The 16,140-nt window shown below is 63.1% G+C and carries 17 protein-coding genes and 1 pseudogene; 4 read left to right on the top strand and 14 right to left on the bottom strand.

From position 1 onward, the window contains the following. Positions 1–29: 29 nt before the first annotated feature. The 7 genes from cynS to AX703_RS25600 form a co-directional block, all read right to left on the bottom strand. Positions 30–515 carry a cyanase gene (cynS, locus tag AX703_RS25630; RefSeq protein WP_054362431.1) on the bottom strand — a complete coding sequence of 162 codons (486 nt, stop codon included), beginning with the start codon at positions 513–515 and terminating at the stop codon, positions 30–32. 89 nt (positions 516–604) lie between these two features. Next, complete coding sequence (locus tag AX703_RS25625; RefSeq protein WP_054362430.1) at positions 605–1,303, bottom strand: cysteine hydrolase family protein; 699 nt, start codon at positions 1,301–1,303, stop codon at positions 605–607. 83 nt (positions 1,304–1,386) lie between these two features. Continuing rightward, positions 1,387–1,977: a TetR/AcrR family transcriptional regulator gene (locus tag AX703_RS25620; protein ID WP_054362429.1), complete on the bottom strand. Its 591-nt coding sequence runs from the start codon at positions 1,975–1,977 to the stop codon at positions 1,387–1,389. A 27-nt stretch (positions 1,978–2,004) separates the two neighbouring features. Continuing rightward, complete coding sequence (locus AX703_RS25615) at positions 2,005–2,952, bottom strand: LysR family transcriptional regulator (RefSeq protein WP_054362428.1); 948 nt, start codon at positions 2,950–2,952, stop codon at positions 2,005–2,007. 161 nt (positions 2,953–3,113) lie between these two features. Then, positions 3,114–3,947, bottom strand: a complete 834-nt coding sequence (locus AX703_RS25610; RefSeq protein WP_231728248.1) for an SDR family oxidoreductase — start codon at positions 3,945–3,947, stop codon at positions 3,114–3,116. 1 nt (position 3,948) lies between these two features. Continuing rightward, positions 3,949–6,405, bottom strand: a complete 2,457-nt coding sequence (locus AX703_RS25605; RefSeq protein WP_058803406.1) for a strawberry notch-like NTP hydrolase domain-containing protein — start codon at positions 6,403–6,405, stop codon at positions 3,949–3,951. A gap of 35 nt (positions 6,406–6,440) precedes the next feature. Then, the gene (locus tag AX703_RS25600) at positions 6,441–7,307 is read right to left on the bottom strand and encodes a toprim domain-containing protein (RefSeq protein WP_058803405.1); all 867 of its coding nucleotides are present in this window, start codon (positions 7,305–7,307) and stop codon (positions 6,441–6,443) included. Between the two features lie 358 nt (positions 7,308–7,665). On the opposite strand from AX703_RS25600, the gene AX703_RS25595 reads away from it, so the two are divergent. Both AX703_RS25595 and AX703_RS25590 read left to right on the top strand, forming a co-directional pair. Further along, the gene (locus AX703_RS25595) at positions 7,666–8,352 is read left to right on the top strand and encodes a ParA family protein (RefSeq protein WP_054362425.1); all 687 of its coding nucleotides are present in this window, start codon (positions 7,666–7,668) and stop codon (positions 8,350–8,352) included. Next, positions 8,349–8,675, top strand: a complete 327-nt coding sequence (locus AX703_RS25590) for a hypothetical protein (protein ID WP_054362424.1) — start codon at positions 8,349–8,351, stop codon at positions 8,673–8,675. The genes AX703_RS25595 and AX703_RS25590 overlap by 4 nt, the downstream gene beginning before the upstream one ends. On the opposite strand, the gene AX703_RS25585 is transcribed toward AX703_RS25590, so the two are convergent. The 3 genes from AX703_RS25585 to AX703_RS25575 all read right to left on the bottom strand — a co-directional run bounded on the left by AX703_RS25585 (position 8,672) and on the right by AX703_RS25575 (position 9,747). Continuing rightward, the gene (locus AX703_RS25585; RefSeq protein WP_054362423.1) at positions 8,672–8,905 is read right to left on the bottom strand and encodes a hypothetical protein; all 234 of its coding nucleotides are present in this window, start codon (positions 8,903–8,905) and stop codon (positions 8,672–8,674) included. The genes AX703_RS25590 and AX703_RS25585 overlap by 4 nt on opposite strands. A 121-nt stretch (positions 8,906–9,026) precedes the next feature. Next, complete coding sequence (locus tag AX703_RS25580) at positions 9,027–9,413, bottom strand: hypothetical protein (RefSeq protein ID WP_200912148.1); 387 nt, start codon at positions 9,411–9,413, stop codon at positions 9,027–9,029. A gap of 82 nt (positions 9,414–9,495) precedes the next feature. Continuing rightward, positions 9,496–9,747: a hypothetical protein gene (locus tag AX703_RS25575; RefSeq protein ID WP_058539788.1), complete on the bottom strand. Its 252-nt coding sequence runs from the start codon at positions 9,745–9,747 to the stop codon at positions 9,496–9,498. 234 nt (positions 9,748–9,981) lie between these two features. On the opposite strand from AX703_RS25575, the gene AX703_RS25570 reads away from it, so the two are divergent. Beyond that, positions 9,982–10,251 (top strand): hypothetical protein, encoded by a 270-nt coding sequence (locus AX703_RS25570; RefSeq protein WP_054362420.1) that lies wholly within the window; start codon positions 9,982–9,984, stop codon positions 10,249–10,251. Positions 10,252–10,254: 3 nt separating this feature from the next. On the opposite strand, the pseudogene AX703_RS25565 reads toward AX703_RS25570, so the two are convergent. From AX703_RS25565 to AX703_RS25550, 4 genes and pseudogenes are all read right to left on the bottom strand, one after another. Continuing rightward, a pseudogene (locus AX703_RS25565) lies at positions 10,255–11,307 on the bottom strand (hypothetical protein); the annotation flags it as partial. A 33-nt stretch (positions 11,308–11,340) separates the two neighbouring features. After that, positions 11,341–14,319: a Tn3-like element ISMpo10 family transposase gene (locus AX703_RS25560; RefSeq protein ID WP_012449407.1), complete on the bottom strand. Its 2,979-nt coding sequence runs from the start codon at positions 14,317–14,319 to the stop codon at positions 11,341–11,343. 4 nt (positions 14,320–14,323) lie between these two features. After that, positions 14,324–14,908 carry a recombinase family protein gene (locus AX703_RS25555; protein ID WP_010339849.1) on the bottom strand — a complete coding sequence of 195 codons (585 nt, stop codon included), beginning with the start codon at positions 14,906–14,908 and terminating at the stop codon, positions 14,324–14,326. Between the two features lie 133 nt (positions 14,909–15,041). Beyond that, complete coding sequence (locus tag AX703_RS25550) at positions 15,042–15,518, bottom strand: YkgB family protein (RefSeq protein WP_010339850.1); 477 nt, start codon at positions 15,516–15,518, stop codon at positions 15,042–15,044. Between the two features lie 104 nt (positions 15,519–15,622). On the opposite strand from AX703_RS25550, the gene AX703_RS25545 reads away from it, so the two are divergent. Beyond that, the coding region (locus AX703_RS25545) for a MarR family winged helix-turn-helix transcriptional regulator (protein ID WP_062348306.1) at positions 15,623–16,140 on the top strand (518 nt) is incomplete at its 3' end.

The following is a 16,140-nucleotide window of genomic DNA, read 5'->3' as shown; positions in this document are numbered from 1 at the left end:
GCAGGGCCCAAGGGAGCCCCGGCGAACGATCATTCGGGTTCCTTATAGCCATATTCGGGAATGCCTTGCTCGCTTCCGTAGTAGCGATAGGGAAGAAACTTGCCCGACATTCCGATCTTCACTCGATCACCTTTTGGATTCGGCTCACGCTCGAACGTGATGTCGAAATCGATTGCGGACATAATGCCGTCGCCGAACTCGTCCTCGATGAGTGCCTTCCACGCGGGGCCGTTGACCATCACCATTTCATAGAAGCGATATATCAGGGGGTCCGTCGGCGGCATGGGCATGCCTCGATATGGCACCTCGTTCAGCATACGCTCTTCTGCCTCCGACAGGCCGAACAGCGCCGCAGCCTTCTTCGCGAGCGGTTTGATCAGCTTCATCTGCCCGAGCAAAGCGCCGATGATCAGCACCTCGGACACACCACCGATCTCTCCGGTGATGTGTTTCCACGACCAGCCTCGCTCGCGCTTGATGTCCAATATCTTTTCGGTCAGTTCCTCACGCCTCATCGATCCGTTCTCCTTCTTTGATGATCGCTAACGGGATGCGGTCCCGGCAATGCCGGGACCACAGGGACATGTGCGCAGGTGCGGGCGTCTCAGCCCTTCAGTTGTGAGACGGTTTCCGCGGTCGTCCAAAGGCCGTGCGCGAGGAACCGGAAATTCACCAGGGCGGCGAGGTAGCCGTCGCCCTCCGGAACGCGAGGGCCGGCTGTCGCATCGCGAACGACCACCACTTCGAAGCCCTGTTCGATCAGTTCCCGCAAATGCGCTTCAATGCACAGATTGGCGGCCATGCCGGCCAGGATGACTTGTGACACACCTTGTTTGCGCAGTTGGAGAATGAGGTCGTTCGTCTCGGGGCCGTAGACCTTGTGCGGCGAGGCAATGATGGTTTTGCCGTCGTGGATGTACTTTTTGTAGTCTTCGAGGAAATCCGCGCCCGATCCCTCGAATTCCTCCACGGTAAACTGGCCTTTGCGACCAAACATGTTGATCGCATGCATGGTCTTTTCCAGTGGACCGCCAAACTGCCAATGATGGTCACATGGATAGTAGAAGTGGGGCGAGATGGCGACGGTGATATCCGCTGCCTTCGCGGCTTCGAACAGTTGGCCGATGTGCGACACGGTGTTGTTCTCGACAACGCTCTCGCCGAAGAACGGCCAGCTCACACCGCTGGGATGTAAGAAGTCGTTCTGCGGATCGATCACCACGAGGGCAGCTCGCTTCAGGTCGAGCTGAAACGTGCTTTTTGGAAGCACCGGATTTTCGGGATCTGCGTAGAGTTCAGTCATGATCTTCTCCTTTCAGAAGAGGAAGGCGCCATCTGCTGGCGACGTATTAAAGTGACTGGTCGTCTATTAATACGACACGATTTTCACGCGAGGAGCCGAGGCAGGGCAACAGTGCCAAATCGCCTCAGAGCTCTTCCGCTTTGCTCGACCTTGGCCACCATCACCGCGCCCTCGAAGGCCTCGATGAGCGTCGCCGCAAGGTCCTGGGGTTCGCGCGCGAGGGGAAGCTCTCCCGCTTCGCTCGCGGCCGACAGGCACTTTGCAAGGGCGGCTGTCCAAGTCCTCAGGAGAGCTTTCAGCTTTGATCGTGCAATCGAGCTCTGCGCCGCAAGCTCAAGCGCGAGATTGCCGATCAGACAGCCAAACGTGAATTTCTGTCGCTCATGATACTCAATCAACTCCGAAAAGTGTCTCTCGACGCGCTTTAACGGGCTAACGAAATCGTCTTCCAGGATGGACACGTAATTGGATTCGATTGCGCGCCAGTATTCATCGAGTATCGCTGCCGCGAACGCATCCTTGCTTTCGAAGTAATTGTAAAACGATCCCTTCGGAACTCCGGCAGCGGCAGTAATATCCTGCACGCCACAGCCGTTGAAGCCAAGGCGATGGATGATTTCTGCGCCTTTTTCGATGAGGCGCGAACGAACTTCTGGATTCGGTGGACGTGGCATGACGTTAATAAATGACCAGTCATCTCGTTATGTCAACCGTTGAATGGCCTCTAGGACCGTTGAGGACCGCCGCTGGTGCGTTTTTGCGATCGATGCGCTAAGGTCCAGCAGACGCTTAAGCGCGGGATTGACGTTGTTTGTCGACCAAACAACGCTTGAGTTGAACACCTCGCCCCCTTCGGCAAGCGGAACGAAGATGACCGCGGGATAGGAGGCGCCCTGAGTGGAGGTCGCAGCCAAGGTCACGCCGAATCCCATGCCCACCATGTTGAGGAGGTTCTCGCGGCCAACCCGCTGCACCGAGATCCGCGGATGAAAACCCAAACCGGAAAGCTGCCGCACGATGATCGCCTCGACCTCAGGCCCGTGAACGTCCGCTGCGACAAGGAATGTCTCGTCGCGGAGATCCTCCCAATTGACGCCGACGCGTGCCGCCATGGAATGGTGCTTTGAAACTGCGACGTATAGAGGTTCACCCCAGAGATGCATCGCCTGGCAACCGGGAAGACGCGGCTCGCCGGGAATGAATGCCGCGTCGAGCCGACCGCTTAGCACGCCGGCGGCAGTCGCCTGCGCCGTCGCCTCTTCGATCTTTATATCGATGTTCGGAAACCGGAAATGGAACGCCTCGAGCACGTCGGCCAAGAAACCGCTGGCGAGCGAGGCCATCAGCCCGATTTTCAACTCCCCAATCTGGCCTCGTTTCTCCATGCTTAGGCTGCTGACAGCTTGGCGAATGTGTTCAGCGCCAAATGCAGCCTCCCGTATGAAGCGCTCGCCGGCTGGCGTCGGCCGCACTCCGCTCCTGCTGCGTTCGAAGAGCGGCACGCCCACCCTGCGTTCGAGCAACTGAATTCGACGGCTGACCGTCGACTGCGAGAGATTCATCGCATCGGCCGCACGGCGGAAACTTCCGTGTTCCGCAACCAGAATCGCGTAGCGGAGAAAGCGGAGGTCAAGAGCCAAGTCAGGCATGTCCCCCTCCGCCTGCCCGCCGATGCAGTGGCCGGCCGACGCTCAGCCGCGACCTGCGCAACAGGGAATGACTGCGCATTTCCGCCGCCGCGAACCGCGGGACGGCGCCAATTATGCGGCTACGATGCTCGTGGAGAAGCGACACTCGCATAGAGAAAACACTACTCAGAAAGATCAGGCCCGAACATCGCCCGCATCTGTGCCAAATAATGTTCCTCCGAGGTCATCCATCGCAATTGTGCGAACAACGCGGTATCGGGGCCCGCCGGAAAGCGCAGCCGATCGCCCTCCTCCGTCGCAGCAGCGAAAACAGCCTCGGAGACTTCGCTCACACTCGTGAACGCGGTTGGATAGTCTTGCAACTTGGCGAAATAGCGTTGCGCAAAGGCGTCGTATGGCGGTGGTGTCAGTCCCTCAATGCGATTGGCGCTGTTCGTTCTGAAATTGGTCGTTGGTGCAAGGCCTGGTTCTACGATCCGCGCCCGGATGCCAACCAGGCCCAATTCATACGAAAGCGCCTCAGTGAACCCTTCAACAGCACACTTGCTGGCCGTATACACGGCAACGAACGGCATCGGGGCGATCGCCGTGCTGGAGGTCACATTGATTATCACACCACCCGCATGCTGGCGCATATGCGGGATTGCCGCTCGGCAGACCGCCATCACCCCGAAAGTGTTTGTTTCAAACATCTCCCGAATTACGGTGTCAGGCGTAAACTCGAACGCGGAAAGCAAGCCGATGCCCGCGTTGTTGACCAGCACATCAATCCGTCCAAAGGCGGCGACGGCATCGGCGAGAGCCTTAGAAATGCTTTCAGCGCTGGTCACATCCAGCGGCAGGACTTTCAGCCGGTCCCCGGGCTTGTCGAACACGCTTTCGTCAGGCGCCCGCATTGTCGCAACGACGTTCCAACCTTGATCGAGAAAGAGCTGTGCGGTCGCCTTCCCATAGCCTGAGGAAGTTCCGGTAATCAGTATAATGTGGAGCTCCACATTAGACATATTCGCGTGGCGACAGGTCGATTTCGAGGTCTGCCCGCTCGTCGGGGCTGAGCTCCCCGAGGCGACGGTTGAGGATCGATTCCGCGGTCGTGACGAGCTGCAGCACCACCGATTTGCCATCGGCGAGGTGTTCCTCGACCGCGGCGATGACGGTCGGCATCTTCAGGCTGAGAAGGACCTGGCCGAAGAAGCGCTGCTTGGTCGACTCGAAGCGCGAGCGGGCGGACGCCTTGGCGCCGCTGTTGAGCGTCGCGTTCTCGAGGGAGTCGACGACGGCGGTCAGCTCCAGCGCCTGTTCCATGTTGCGGTGGATGATGCCCCAGGCATCCGCATAGGTGTCGTAGATCCTGATCTGGTCGGGTGTCAGCGCATGCTTGAGGATGTCGTACTCGACGCCGGCGAAGCTGAGCGCGCGCGCCATGTAGAGGCCGGTCGCCTTGAGGTCGCGAGCGACGAGCTCCATGGCGGCGATCCCGCCCTTGCGGATGCCGCTGATGAACTGCTCGCGGTCGGCGAAGGCGGTCTCCGGTCCCCAGAGGCCGAGCCGGACGGCGTAGGCGAGATTGTTGACGTCGGAGGCTCCGGTCGCCGAGGCGTAGAGCACGCGCGCGCCGGGCAGGTTATTCTGGAGCAGCACCCCGCAGATGCCCTGCTGGGAACCCTTTTTCGCGCCGAGAGCGCCCTCCCCGCCTGCGACGCCGCCCATTTCGTGTGCCTCGTCGAAGGCGATGACACCGTCGAAGTCTTCGCGTGCCCAATCGATGAGCTGCTTGAGCCGGGTGTGATCACCCCGAGCAGAGCGGAGCGCCGGATAGGTGACGAAGATCACGCCCTGGTCGAGCTTGACCACCTCGTCGATCTTCCAGCTGGTAAGGGGCTGGATGTCAGCCGTCATGCCGCCCAGCGCGGTCCAGTCCCGTCGGGCATCCTCGAGGAGGGGCTCGTTCTTGGTGATCCAGATGTGGCGGCGGCGGCCCTGCAGCCAGTTGTCGAGGATGCAGGCGGCGATCTGCCGGCCCTTCCCCGCCCCGGTCCCGTCGCCCAAGAAGAAACCCTTGCGATACTCGCGGCCGTCCTCGGACAGGTCCAGTCCGACGCCCTCCTTGCTCGGGCGGAACCGGCCCGGGATCATCTGGGTCCAAGCATCGCCGGCGTAGACGACTGTTTCGAGCTGCGAGGCCGACAGCAGACGCTCGGCAACCGTCCGCTCGGGCAAGCGCGGGACATGATGGGGGATTGGCGCGGGGATCGAGCCCATGGCCACGGACTCGACCAGTGCGGTCGGATGCTCGCCGGCGGTGGTGAACACGAGGCGGCTCGGCCGATAGGGCAGGTAGACGCCCGTCTGTCCGAGAAGCGGCGCCGGGGTTTCCAGCGGCGTGAAATCGACGGGGAGAACCTCGTTGCGGACGGGGGCATGATAGGCGCGCGGTTCGGCAGGGCGCGTGCTCTTCACGGCACGGAACAGTGAGGTCGTGCCGGTCTTCCGGACAGGAGCCATTGGCACGTCCGTTTTCGGCTTCAGCCGGTCGACGATCGTCACCGCGTCGAGGATCTCGGCGACCGACGAGCGCTGGATCGTCGAGGGGATCGTCGTGCCCGGTGCCTTGTCGATGACGTAGAGGCGGACCGCGATCGAGGTGCCGTGCTTCGTGTAGCACTTTTCGAGGCGGATCGAGGTTCGGACCGCGACATCGCGCAGCGTGGAGTCGAACAGGTCACGCAGACGCGCGCTGGGGCCGAACCAGTCGGGCATGATCGCGACAAGCCGTCCTCCGGTGCGCAGGCGGCGCAAGGCTGCCTGTAGGTGGCGCACGGCCGCGAAGTCGTCGGCGCCGCGGCCGAGCGAGCGCGAGAACGGCGGGTTCATCAGGACCAGCGTGGGACGCTCGGACGATGCCATCAGCGACGTCAGCGCTGCGCCGTCGTAGCCGGTGATCGGCGCGCCGGGAAAGCTGTGGGCGAGCCGTGCCCGTCGAGCCGGGTCGAGTTCGTTCAGCTGAAGCGTGACGTCCTGGCGCAGCTGCGCGACGAGCAGGCCGTTGCCGGCGCTGGGTTCGAGGACGACGTCGCCTTCCTGTGCGTTCGCCAGGAGCACGGCCAGAGCGGCGATGTCTGCCGGTGTCGAGAACTGCTGCCATTCGAGCTGCTCCTCGCTCCGGACAGTCTGGGTGGGTAGCGCCGCCATGAGCCGGATGGCGTGGGCAACATCGGGCAAGGCGTGGAGCGCGTGGGGGACCGTCCGCAGGTGGACGGCGAGCGCGTGCTCCAGCACCTCGAAGCTCTCGCGCTGGGTCCAGCATCCCTGCGCGTCGGTGCCGCCATAGGCCTTCGTCATGGCCTCATTGAGGGCGGCCCGCGTGATGCTGTCGCCGGCGCGGAGTCGATCCTGCAGCAGGAGCGCGGCGCTTCGGTCGGCGTTCTCGGCCGTCGAGAATAGGTCGGTCATGGGGGTCTCCTGGATCGGCCGCCCAAACGGCAGCATCATCCACTCGACCCCCCTCCCCTTTCCTGCTCGCGATCGAGGACGATCGCCCAGTCCTTGATGCGCCCTGGTGGTGGCGCTCGCCGGATGTTGAGCCGGGGACGTGCATAGTGAGCCTCTGCGCGTACGGCAGCGGCTTCGCCCTCCGGATCGTTATCCTGTGCGAGTAGAAGATTGGCGAGCGCCGACGGCAGGCCGAGATGATCGAACCGTCGAGCGCCGAGGGTCGCCCAGCAGGGCACGCCATGCAGGATCGTGAAGGCCGCGGCCGTCTCGAACCCCTCCGCGATCGCGAGCGTGTCACCTTGCAGCGGTCGTCCCTGCCACGCCCCCTGCCCCGGTTGTCCAAGCATGACCTTGCACTCGTAGTCCGCGGTTGCCGGGTCGAGGAAGATGCGCTGGAAGGCGACGAGCCGATGTCCCTCCCTCACGCCGACCAATAGGGCGGGCTTGAAAACGGTACGTCCCTTGGGTCCGAGCGGGCATCGCGGATGGAAGCGGAGATCGGCCGGTCCTGCGACGATGTGGCGTCGCTGCAAGTAGCGCTCGCCGAGCGTCTGCATGACGTCGCGGGCCTGTTCCCAGAGACGTTCGACGTTCCCGGTTCCGCGGCGTATGTCGGCCTTCGGGGGCTCGAAACGCCTCGTCACCGGGATGCGACGAATCTCGCGCAGGACGTCCTCTGCCTCGCAGCCCGCAAAGCACGTCACGAGGATGCCGCGATCTCCCTGGCGTAGCGACAGGCTCGGGGTCCGATCGACGTGGGCTGGGCATCGGCATGTCGCAACATAGCCGTGCCAAACTCCACCGAGCGAGCCGACGATGTCGACGAGTTCCTGGCTTGGTTTCAATGCGGTATAGGGCATCTTTTCTGCTCCTTCGCTATTCTGCACCCCCTCCCCTCGCTCCGGCCAGTGGTAGACTATGGTACCAAGAGAAGGCCTAAGCATCGCAGCTGAACCGCTCGGAATGCTCGGCATGCCCGAGCGGTGCATAGCGGTGGCTACCATATTCTAGCGTAGCGCTGCCATGCGGTGGCTGGGGTGGCATAGCCCTGCGTAGCATTTAGTACGCCTTAGTAGCGTATCCTATCCATGCCCTGCCATGTATAGCGTTGCCAAGCGATGTGTGGTCTGGCATGGCGTAGTCAGGGCGGGCAATCTCCCCGCCTGTCGTGTGAAGGCTGCGCCAGTGTAGCGCAGCGATGACGAGGAAGGCTGGAGCATGCCAGTAATCAGCTTTGCAAGCCCCAAGGGCGGGGTAGGTAAGAGCACGTCGGCGTTGGTGCTCGCCAGCGGTCTCAGCCAAGCCGGGGCCTCGGTGACTGTCATCGACGGCGACCCGAACCGAACGCTTGAGACGTGGGCGAGCGAGACGTCTGATCCTGGATTCGAGTGCCGGACACTCCCGTCAGACAACGCGATCATCGACGAGATCGAGGAGGCGGCAGCCTCCAGCCAGTTCGTCATCGTCGATCTGGAAGGAACCGCGAACTTGGCCATGTCTCGCGCGATTTCGCGGACCGACTTGGTCATCATCCCGCTGCAGGCGTCGCCGGTCGACGCACGACAGGCGAGCCGGGCGATCAAGCTGGTGGTGGATGAGGGGAGGGCGCTTCGCCGCGAGATCCCGTATCGCATGCTGTTTACGCGCGTGAACCCTGCGATCGCGACGCGCGACGAGAAGGAAATCAGGTCGCAGTTTCGGGGCGCGGGTATCCCGACCTTCGAGACCGCTCTGAACGATCGCGCGGGGTTTCGCGCGATGTTCACACACTACCGCTCGCTCTGGAGCCTCGGCGACGATCAGGCGACCGGGCTGGACAAGGCGCGCATCAATGCCACCGCCTTCGTGCAGGAGGTCGTGACGGAAATCAGACGGCAGAACGCTGTCGTGGAGCAGACGGCATGAGCAACGGCATCAAACTTGGGCTGGACGATCTCTCGGACATCCGGCCGAACACCCGGGCTGAACGCAGCCGAACGGATCAGCGCCGAGACGCGGCTGCGGTAGATGACATCGGGCGCGAACACGGGTTCTCCAAGCCGTCCGCGCCTGCGGCATTGCCGCGCCGGCAGAAGTCGGCTTATGCGGGCGAGCAGCTCCACCAGGTCAGCGTCAAAGGCCCGGTGAGCGTGATGGGGCGCTTCGTCGAATACTGCGACCGGGAGCGGCTGCCTTACTGGCAGGCCATCGAGAAGCTGATGGACCTGGCTGAGGGAGAGGAACGCTAGGCGGCGGGCAGCGACGCCACCACTTCGCCGATCAGGTAGAAGGCGTCCGGAAGTGCGAAGAAGGCGTCGACGCGCGCGTTCTCGTCATCGGGTGCCTCTGTGCTTCCGAGCAAGGCTGACCAGCGATCGTCCACGAACCCCAGCAGCGCCGCCCATGCGGAGCCGTGGTCCGGGTGGACCGACAGTTCGTCTTTGTCGCCGAAGGTGATCATCAAGAGGTGTAGCGACATCGCAAGCTCCTGCGAGCTGCGCCGGGACCGGAGCCTCGGCGGGTGAGGGCAGGGGCCGCGGGACGCAACTCCCGCTTGCCCGATCCTCTCGATCCCTCTCACCTCTTTTATGATTCTGCGCTCAGCGCAGAAGAACCGATGCTACTTGCGAATAGTTGCGCGGATGTATCCGGTCCCGCGTCTCAAAACGGTTCAAGTCGACCGTCTCGTCCCCGAAGCGAGCGGCAACCGAGCTGACAGTATAAGCCTGGGGTCTTGCATAAGGCAGCAGCCAAATGACTCGGCGAAAGCAGAGGCTGGTGCGGATCTTCGTGAGTTTGGTCGCGAGGGCGGCGCCGGCCGGGTCGTTTGATCCCATGGCGAAAACACAGGCGCCATAGTCTTTGCCCGTTTTCCTCCAGGTGAGGATCTGCGCCGCTGTAGCACGCTCGACGGCCTGCACGTCGCATTGCTGGGCATAGCGCCGGTTGATCGCCTGACCGGCACCGACGCCGGTGCTGTCGCCCAAGATAAGGCACTCGAACATAGGAGGCTCCCGCTCGCCTAGATTGTACGACGGGATGGTGCGTCAGGCCAAGCGAAGAACGGCGTCAGCTGAGCGCCTCCTGCAGCTCGGAAAGGTCGGCGTCGATGATGGCGTAGAGATCGTCGCTGTTGTTGCGGAAGAACTGGTCCGCGCGCGCCTCGGGCTCGATAGGGGAGGGGGCTCGGCCGAACCGGCGTTCCCAGCGTCGGTCTACGAACTCCATCAGCTGCCGCCACGCCTGCGCTTCGGTCGCGTGGAGCGTGACCTTCCGAACGCCCTCGAAGATGATGACGAGGACGACGACGCCGGGGTTCATCAACAAACCGCCTCGGCAGCTCGGCGTGCGGACGTGGGTCGGCGATCCGATCGGCAGGACGTGCGAAGCCGTTTATCGACCATTAGCTTGCGGTATGCGAGGAACTTGCGTCACTTTCGTTGCGGTGGGGGGTTAAGCATATCCTCACCATGCTGTTGTAAACAGATAGGGTCCGTTCGGAACCGGCCAAGGGTCGGAGACATTAATCACCCGAGGCGGGCTACGAGGCTGATCATGGCGCACCTGACCCAAGTCGAGTTGATCAACTGGATAGCACTCTACACCGCCACGGGGCTGTGCTGCGCGATCGCGATGGTCCTCTCCGTCTCGGTCGCCGGAATCCGTCTGTATCGCGAGCGGTCCTGGGAGGAGATGCGGTCCGTGCGTGGCGCCGTGCTGTTCCTGCCGAAGACCTGGTGGCGCTGGCAGAAGCTCTACCTTCTGTCGACCCCTGTGACGCTCGGGATCGTGGTCTCGTTCGGCATGAGCCTGAGCTGGAACTGAGCCTCAGAGATCGAGAGCACTCGCGATCAGATCGCCCACGCGGTCCTTCTCGACATCCGTGGGCTCGATCGTCAGGAGTGGTCCAAGGAGCCGCATACGCGGATGCGTCGTCGCCTTGGACGTCAGGTAGTCGTCGTCGCTGAAGCCCATCGCTTCGACCACGAGCTGTTTGATCTCGCCAGTCAGGCGCGAGCGTGCCTCGAGGAGGAAGTCGGGTCGGCATGAGCCCTGGGTCGTGAGGCGGTCAAAGACGGGCTTCTCGATCGCGAGATCCACTCCCCCGGCGTCCAGTAGCCGGCGGGCCTTGAACAGCTCGCGAAGGACCGACCGTTCGAACTCGGAGTCGACCGGGATGAAGCGCTGACCGGAGAAGATTGGTTGAGCGTAGGCGCGAAGCGGTGCGTAGCCGTGCGCCTCGGGATACTCGCCCGCGACGATCATCACCAAGAACGGCCCCTTGATGAGGTTGCCGCGCACGGAGGGCGACTGCACGCGGTTGGCGACGTGGATCGCCTCGGCCCCGGGGACGTCGACGACGTGGCCCCGGACGTGTGGCGAGAACAGCGCCATGAAGCCCTGTGGCGCGTGTCCGCTCGGCCACGATTTCGCGAGCTGGCGCAGCATGGCGTAGGCTCTACGGCTGTGAAGCGCATTTGCGTGGGTCCAGAACGCTCGGCCGAGCTCGATGCCCGGCGCGATCTCGATCTTGGTCGAGGCTCTGCCGAGCGCCTCGAACTCCAGCTTGATCGAGGCGGTTTCGTATTCGTGCGCGACGGGGGCCACCTTGTTGGTGCCGGCAGCGTCGATCAGGCGCCACAGGAGCCGCGCTAGGCGCGGAACGGAGGCATGGCGGGTGCGATCGTCGCTGGCATCTTCCTCGGGCCTCTGCGCCAGTTTCTCCGGGGCTGGGCGCAGCACCTCGAAATAGCCGGTGGGTGGATCAGCAGGCGTCTCGCGAGAGCGGATCTCGGTGATGCGGTGCGTGACCTGGTCGCGGAAGAAGGGGCAGTCCTCGCGGTGCTCCGGCCGCTTGGTGCTCGTCAATCTCCGCAGATAGGGGTCGGTACACAGAACGGACCCAGATATACGCTAAGGTTTTGCCGTGCCTTCGACGGCGCGCATCTGGCGAAGCGGTCTGAGCGCGGTGGATGGCGCATCGGGATCGGTCCAGAGGTAATCGCCGGTGAGATTGATATGCTGCCAACCGAGCGGTGATAGGTGTTGCAGCAGGTCCGGCGGGACCGGCCGGCCGAGGTTGGCGAGATGCATCCGGGCGGCTTGCAGGTAGGTCGTGTTCCACAGGACGATGGCACCGGCGACGAGGTTCAGCGCGCTCGCCCGATGGCTTTGGGCTTGCAGCGCATGATCGCGGATACGGCCGATGCGATGGAAGAAGATGGCGCGTTTCAGGGCATTTTCCGCTTCTCCCTTGTTGAGTTCGCGGGTGGCGCGGCGACGCTGTTCGGGCTGCTCGATCCAGTCGAGCGTGAACAGGGTACGCTCGACGCGACCGATCTCGCGCAACGCCAGTGCCAGGCCGTTGGCGCGTGGATAGGAGCCGAGCCGTTCCAGCATGATCGAGGCGCTGACGACGCCTGTGCGGATCGAGGTTCCCAGTCGCAGCACGTCGTCCCAGTGTGCCTCGATCAGACCTTCGTCGATGCGGCCCGCGACCAGCGGCGCAATATCGGGGCCGGGTTCGATGCCGTTAAACAGGTGCAAACGGCGTGCGGCGATATTCGGGATACGCGGCGCGAACCGGAACCCAAGCAGATGACATAGCGCGAACACATGGTCGGAGACGCCCCCGCCATCGACGTGATGCTCTTCGATGTGCAGATCGGCGCCGTGGTGGAGCAGCCCGTCGAGCACCTGTGCCGCCTCGCTCGCCGAAGCGGAGATAACTGTGGAATGGAACGGCGCGTAGCGATCCGAGACGTGGCTGTAAAAGGAGACAGCCGGCTCTGTCCCCTTGTGCGGATTGACTGCGCCGGTTGCCTGGGCGCGGCGGTCGAGCGGAAAGTTCTGACCGTCTGAGCTGGACGAGGTGCCGGACCCGAACAGCGCGGCCAGCGGCGCGGTGTGTTGGGCGTCGACAAGCCGGGCGAGCGCGCGACCGTAGGTTTCCTCGCGCAGATGCCACGAGGCGAGCCAACCGAGTTGGCGCTGGGTCACGAGATTGCAGGCTTCCGCCATGCGCGTATGGCCCAGATTGGTGGCATCGGCGAGCACCGCCGTGAGGATCGCACGTGGTTCATCCGCGGCACGGCCACTTTGCAGATGCGTGAAGCACTGGCTGAACCCGGTCCATCGATCGACTTCGGCAAGAAGGTCGGTGATGCGGATCGCGGGCAGATGCGCATAGAGCGGCGCAAGGGCGGTATCGGATTCCTCGGGAGTAATCGCCTTCAAGGGCGAAATCCGCAGCCTGCCCAAGCTGAGCTGCACGTCTTCCAGCGCGTCCGTCTCCGCCTTTCGCTCGACCTCGGCCAATCGACGGGCGAGGCGGGCGCGTCGTTCGGCCAGCCAGATATCGGCCGTATCCGGTGCCGGTATCGGCAAGGGGCCGGCCGCGCGCATGTTGGCGAATACGGGGGCAGGAATGAGTTGCTGCTCGACAGCACGATAGCGTCGGCTTCCCTCGACCCACATGTCGCCGGCGCGAAGCCGGTCGCGAAGCTCGACCAGCACGCACAATTCATAGATCCTGCGATCGGGAATGCCGGTGCCGATCGCCCGACGCCAAGCTTGCCGGATGAAGCCGACTGGCGTGCCTGCAGGCAATTTGCGCAGATGACCAAAATGAAGGTCGCGCATGATCGCGACCGCTCGCGCGAGCGCATGGCAGGCTGGCACCGCCCCGAATGTGAACGAGGCGATGAACGAGGGACCGACCTGTCGGAGGACGGGGTAATTGGTCGCGGCGACCGCGACGGGATCGACCGAATCGGGGCGGATCAGCTTGCGGGCTTCATCGACCTCGCGGCCGAGATCATTCCATCCGATCGCTGCCTCGACCGCAGCGCCGATATCGCCACCTGATATCTTGGCGGCGAGCAAGGCAGCGCCGAGTTGGGCAAGCAGCCGGATTTTGCCGTTGATGGTGCGCCGGTTGCGCTTGAGTGTCGTGTCCGCGCTGTTCTGTTCGCGCCGGAACATCTGCCCAAGCAGGCGATCGAACATCAGCACCGCATCGTCGGTGAGGGTAACGATGGTTTCGAGGATGGTCGCCACCAATGTGGCGCGACGCCGCGTCGCTTGCAGCGTCCGAACATGTTGCGCGGTCAGCCGCACGCCTTCCTGGCACAGGCGTCGGAGGCGCTCGGGATGGACGCCTACGGCGATATCCGGATCGATCCCGATGGCCCGAAGCAGTGTCAGTCGCTCGATGATGGCGGCGAATGTCTTTCGGCCGGGCTTGCCGGGTGACTGCCGCACCCAGGCCAGATCGCTCAAGTTCGTGCCTGTGTGGGGCAGGAGAAGCGCATCGAGCAGCCGGCGCTGTCGAGCATCGAGTCCTCGGGTCAGATGCTCGGCGACATGGCGTTCGGCATCGAGCAACGCCTGTGCGACCATCCGCTCGACCGAACTGATGCCCGGCACAATGATGCGCCGTCGCCGGCACTCATCCAGCATCACGCGCGCCAGCCTAGCCCCGCTGGTCGTCGTCAGCGCGATCGGCAGGAGCCATTCCTGCAACGTCGTTCGCAGCGGCCGACTGAGCGGCATGAAGCCGAATGCATCGCGCAGTGCATCGAGCTGTTCGTACCGGGTCGGGCCGCGCGTCGCGTAGTCGGCCAGCACCTCGGGTCCGACCTGCAATTGCTCTGCGACGAACGCGAGCGGCGTATCAGGGATCAGTTCACCGGGTCGCAGGAAACGGCCAGGATAGCGCAGCGCGCAAAGCTGGATCGCGAAACCCAGCCGGTTATGCGGTCGCCTCCGGCGGACGATGATGGCCAAGTCGTCCCGGCTCAATGTCCAGTGCTGGACGAGCAGGGTTTCGTCGTCGGGAAGCGCGAGCAACGCCGCGCGTTGCTCGTCCGACAGGACGGCGCGACGCGGCATCGGCTTAGACCTTGGCCGGTGCGGTCCAGCCGATCCGGGCAAGCGTGCCGAGAAGGGTCGAACGCGGCACCTTGAAGGTCCGGCAGACGGACGCCTTGCTGGCCCCGCCATCCAGCGCGGCGGTGATCCGCTCGAGCGTTTCGGCGTCGATCATCGGCGGGCGGCCACCTTGGCGTCCCCGGCGTTTGGCAGCAGCCAGTCCCGCCATCACCCGTTCGCGCGTGAGCGCACGCTCATATTGTGCCAATGCACCGAACAGCGAGAACAGCAATTCGCCGTGCGGCGTGGTCGTATCCATCTGCTCGGTCAGCGACCGGAACGCGATGCCGCGCGCCTTCAGATCGGTGACGATCGTCAGCAGGTGCGGCAGCGAGCGTCCGAGCCGGTCGAGCTTCCACACGATCAGTGTGTCGCCCGCGTTCAGATAGTCGAGGCAGGCTTTCAGGCCTGGTCGGTCGTCGCGCGCGCCGGATGCCTTGTCGGTATGGAGATGCCGATGATCGACCCCGGTTGCGACGAGCGCGTCCCGCTGGAGATCGACCGTTTGGCGGTCATCGGTCGTTGACACCCGCATATATCCGACCAGCATGTACGACAAACCCTCGAAAGCATGTTTTCGAACACCCTATCAAAGCGACAGGGTTTGTCGATCGTTATGGGCTGAGGCGGGTATGGTTCGGCAAAAGCGCAGGTCCGGAGCGTCGCCTATCACCTGTTTGCCGTCACGCGTCTGCTGTCCGTATGGACGCAAGTAGAAGGCACGCTGATGCCGCAAGAAGCACCAGGTCCTTCAACAGGAACTGTCCGGTTCCGGCCGAAATCGCCGGGAACCCGCCAGCGGTCGGCTCGGCGACGCCAGGCGTGCTCAGGAAAAACGTCAGTGTCACGGCATAAGTCAGGCATGACATCGCCGCGCCGAGAGCGGAGGCCGTCTTGTTGAAAGCACCGATAATCAGCGCAGCGGCCGTCGCGAGCTCGACGGTGCCTATAAAATAGCTTCCACCCTGCACCCCAAAAACGGCCGGAATCCAGCTCATGATCGGACTGTTCTTCATCAATGGCGCGATGCCCATCGCTTCATAGCTCGTGAATTTCATGCAACCGAACCAGAGAAAGATGACCACCAGCGCCCAGCGCAGCAACGCGAGAGACCCGCGAGAGCCGGTCGTCTTTTCAGCTATGTGTAATGTCGAAAACATGGTGCCTCGCTTTCATCATGGCGCATGACCTGCCTTCATGCTTAGACAGGCGTGATATATGCGCTGCGCATACACTATACGCCGTCAATGAATGAGGCAACCCTTTGAACGTACTCTCGGACCGGCTCGTCAATCTGTTCGGCGCCCTCGCAGTGGGCATCACCGATCGAATTAAGAAGGCGGCATTCGACCCGACGATACCCGGCGGTGGCGAAACCACCGCGGCGATCGTCGTCATCGGTCACGCGACCGGTCTTTCGATCGACGAATTAGGACGGGTGCTAGGCTTGTCCCACGCGGGGACGGTGCGGCTTGTCGATCGATTGGTTGCAGCCGGGTTCGCCGTTCGATCCAAAGCGCTACGGGACCGTCGTGCAGTAGCGCTGATGCTCACTGAGGCAGGCGAGACTCGCCTATCTGCGATCCTGCAACGAAGAAACGAGACTTTATCCGAAATCCTTAGCCATGTCTCGAATGCTGACCGCCTCGTGCTGGAACGTATTGCCGAGACAATACTTGCGCAGATGTCTGACGACGCTGTCTCGGCGCTGACGATATGCCGGCTCTGGTCACGTCCGTCAATGAGGTGTAATTTGGGGTGTGGTCACCGGGCTGCATGGTC

Origin of the sequence: Novosphingobium sp. CCH12-A3 (genome assembly GCF_001556015.1) — a bacterium.
Classification (GTDB): Bacteria; Pseudomonadota; Alphaproteobacteria; order Sphingomonadales; family Sphingomonadaceae; genus Novosphingobium; species Novosphingobium subterraneum.
The sequence above is the reverse complement of the archived record's forward strand: the minus strand, read 5'-3'. Positions and strand labels throughout refer to the sequence as shown.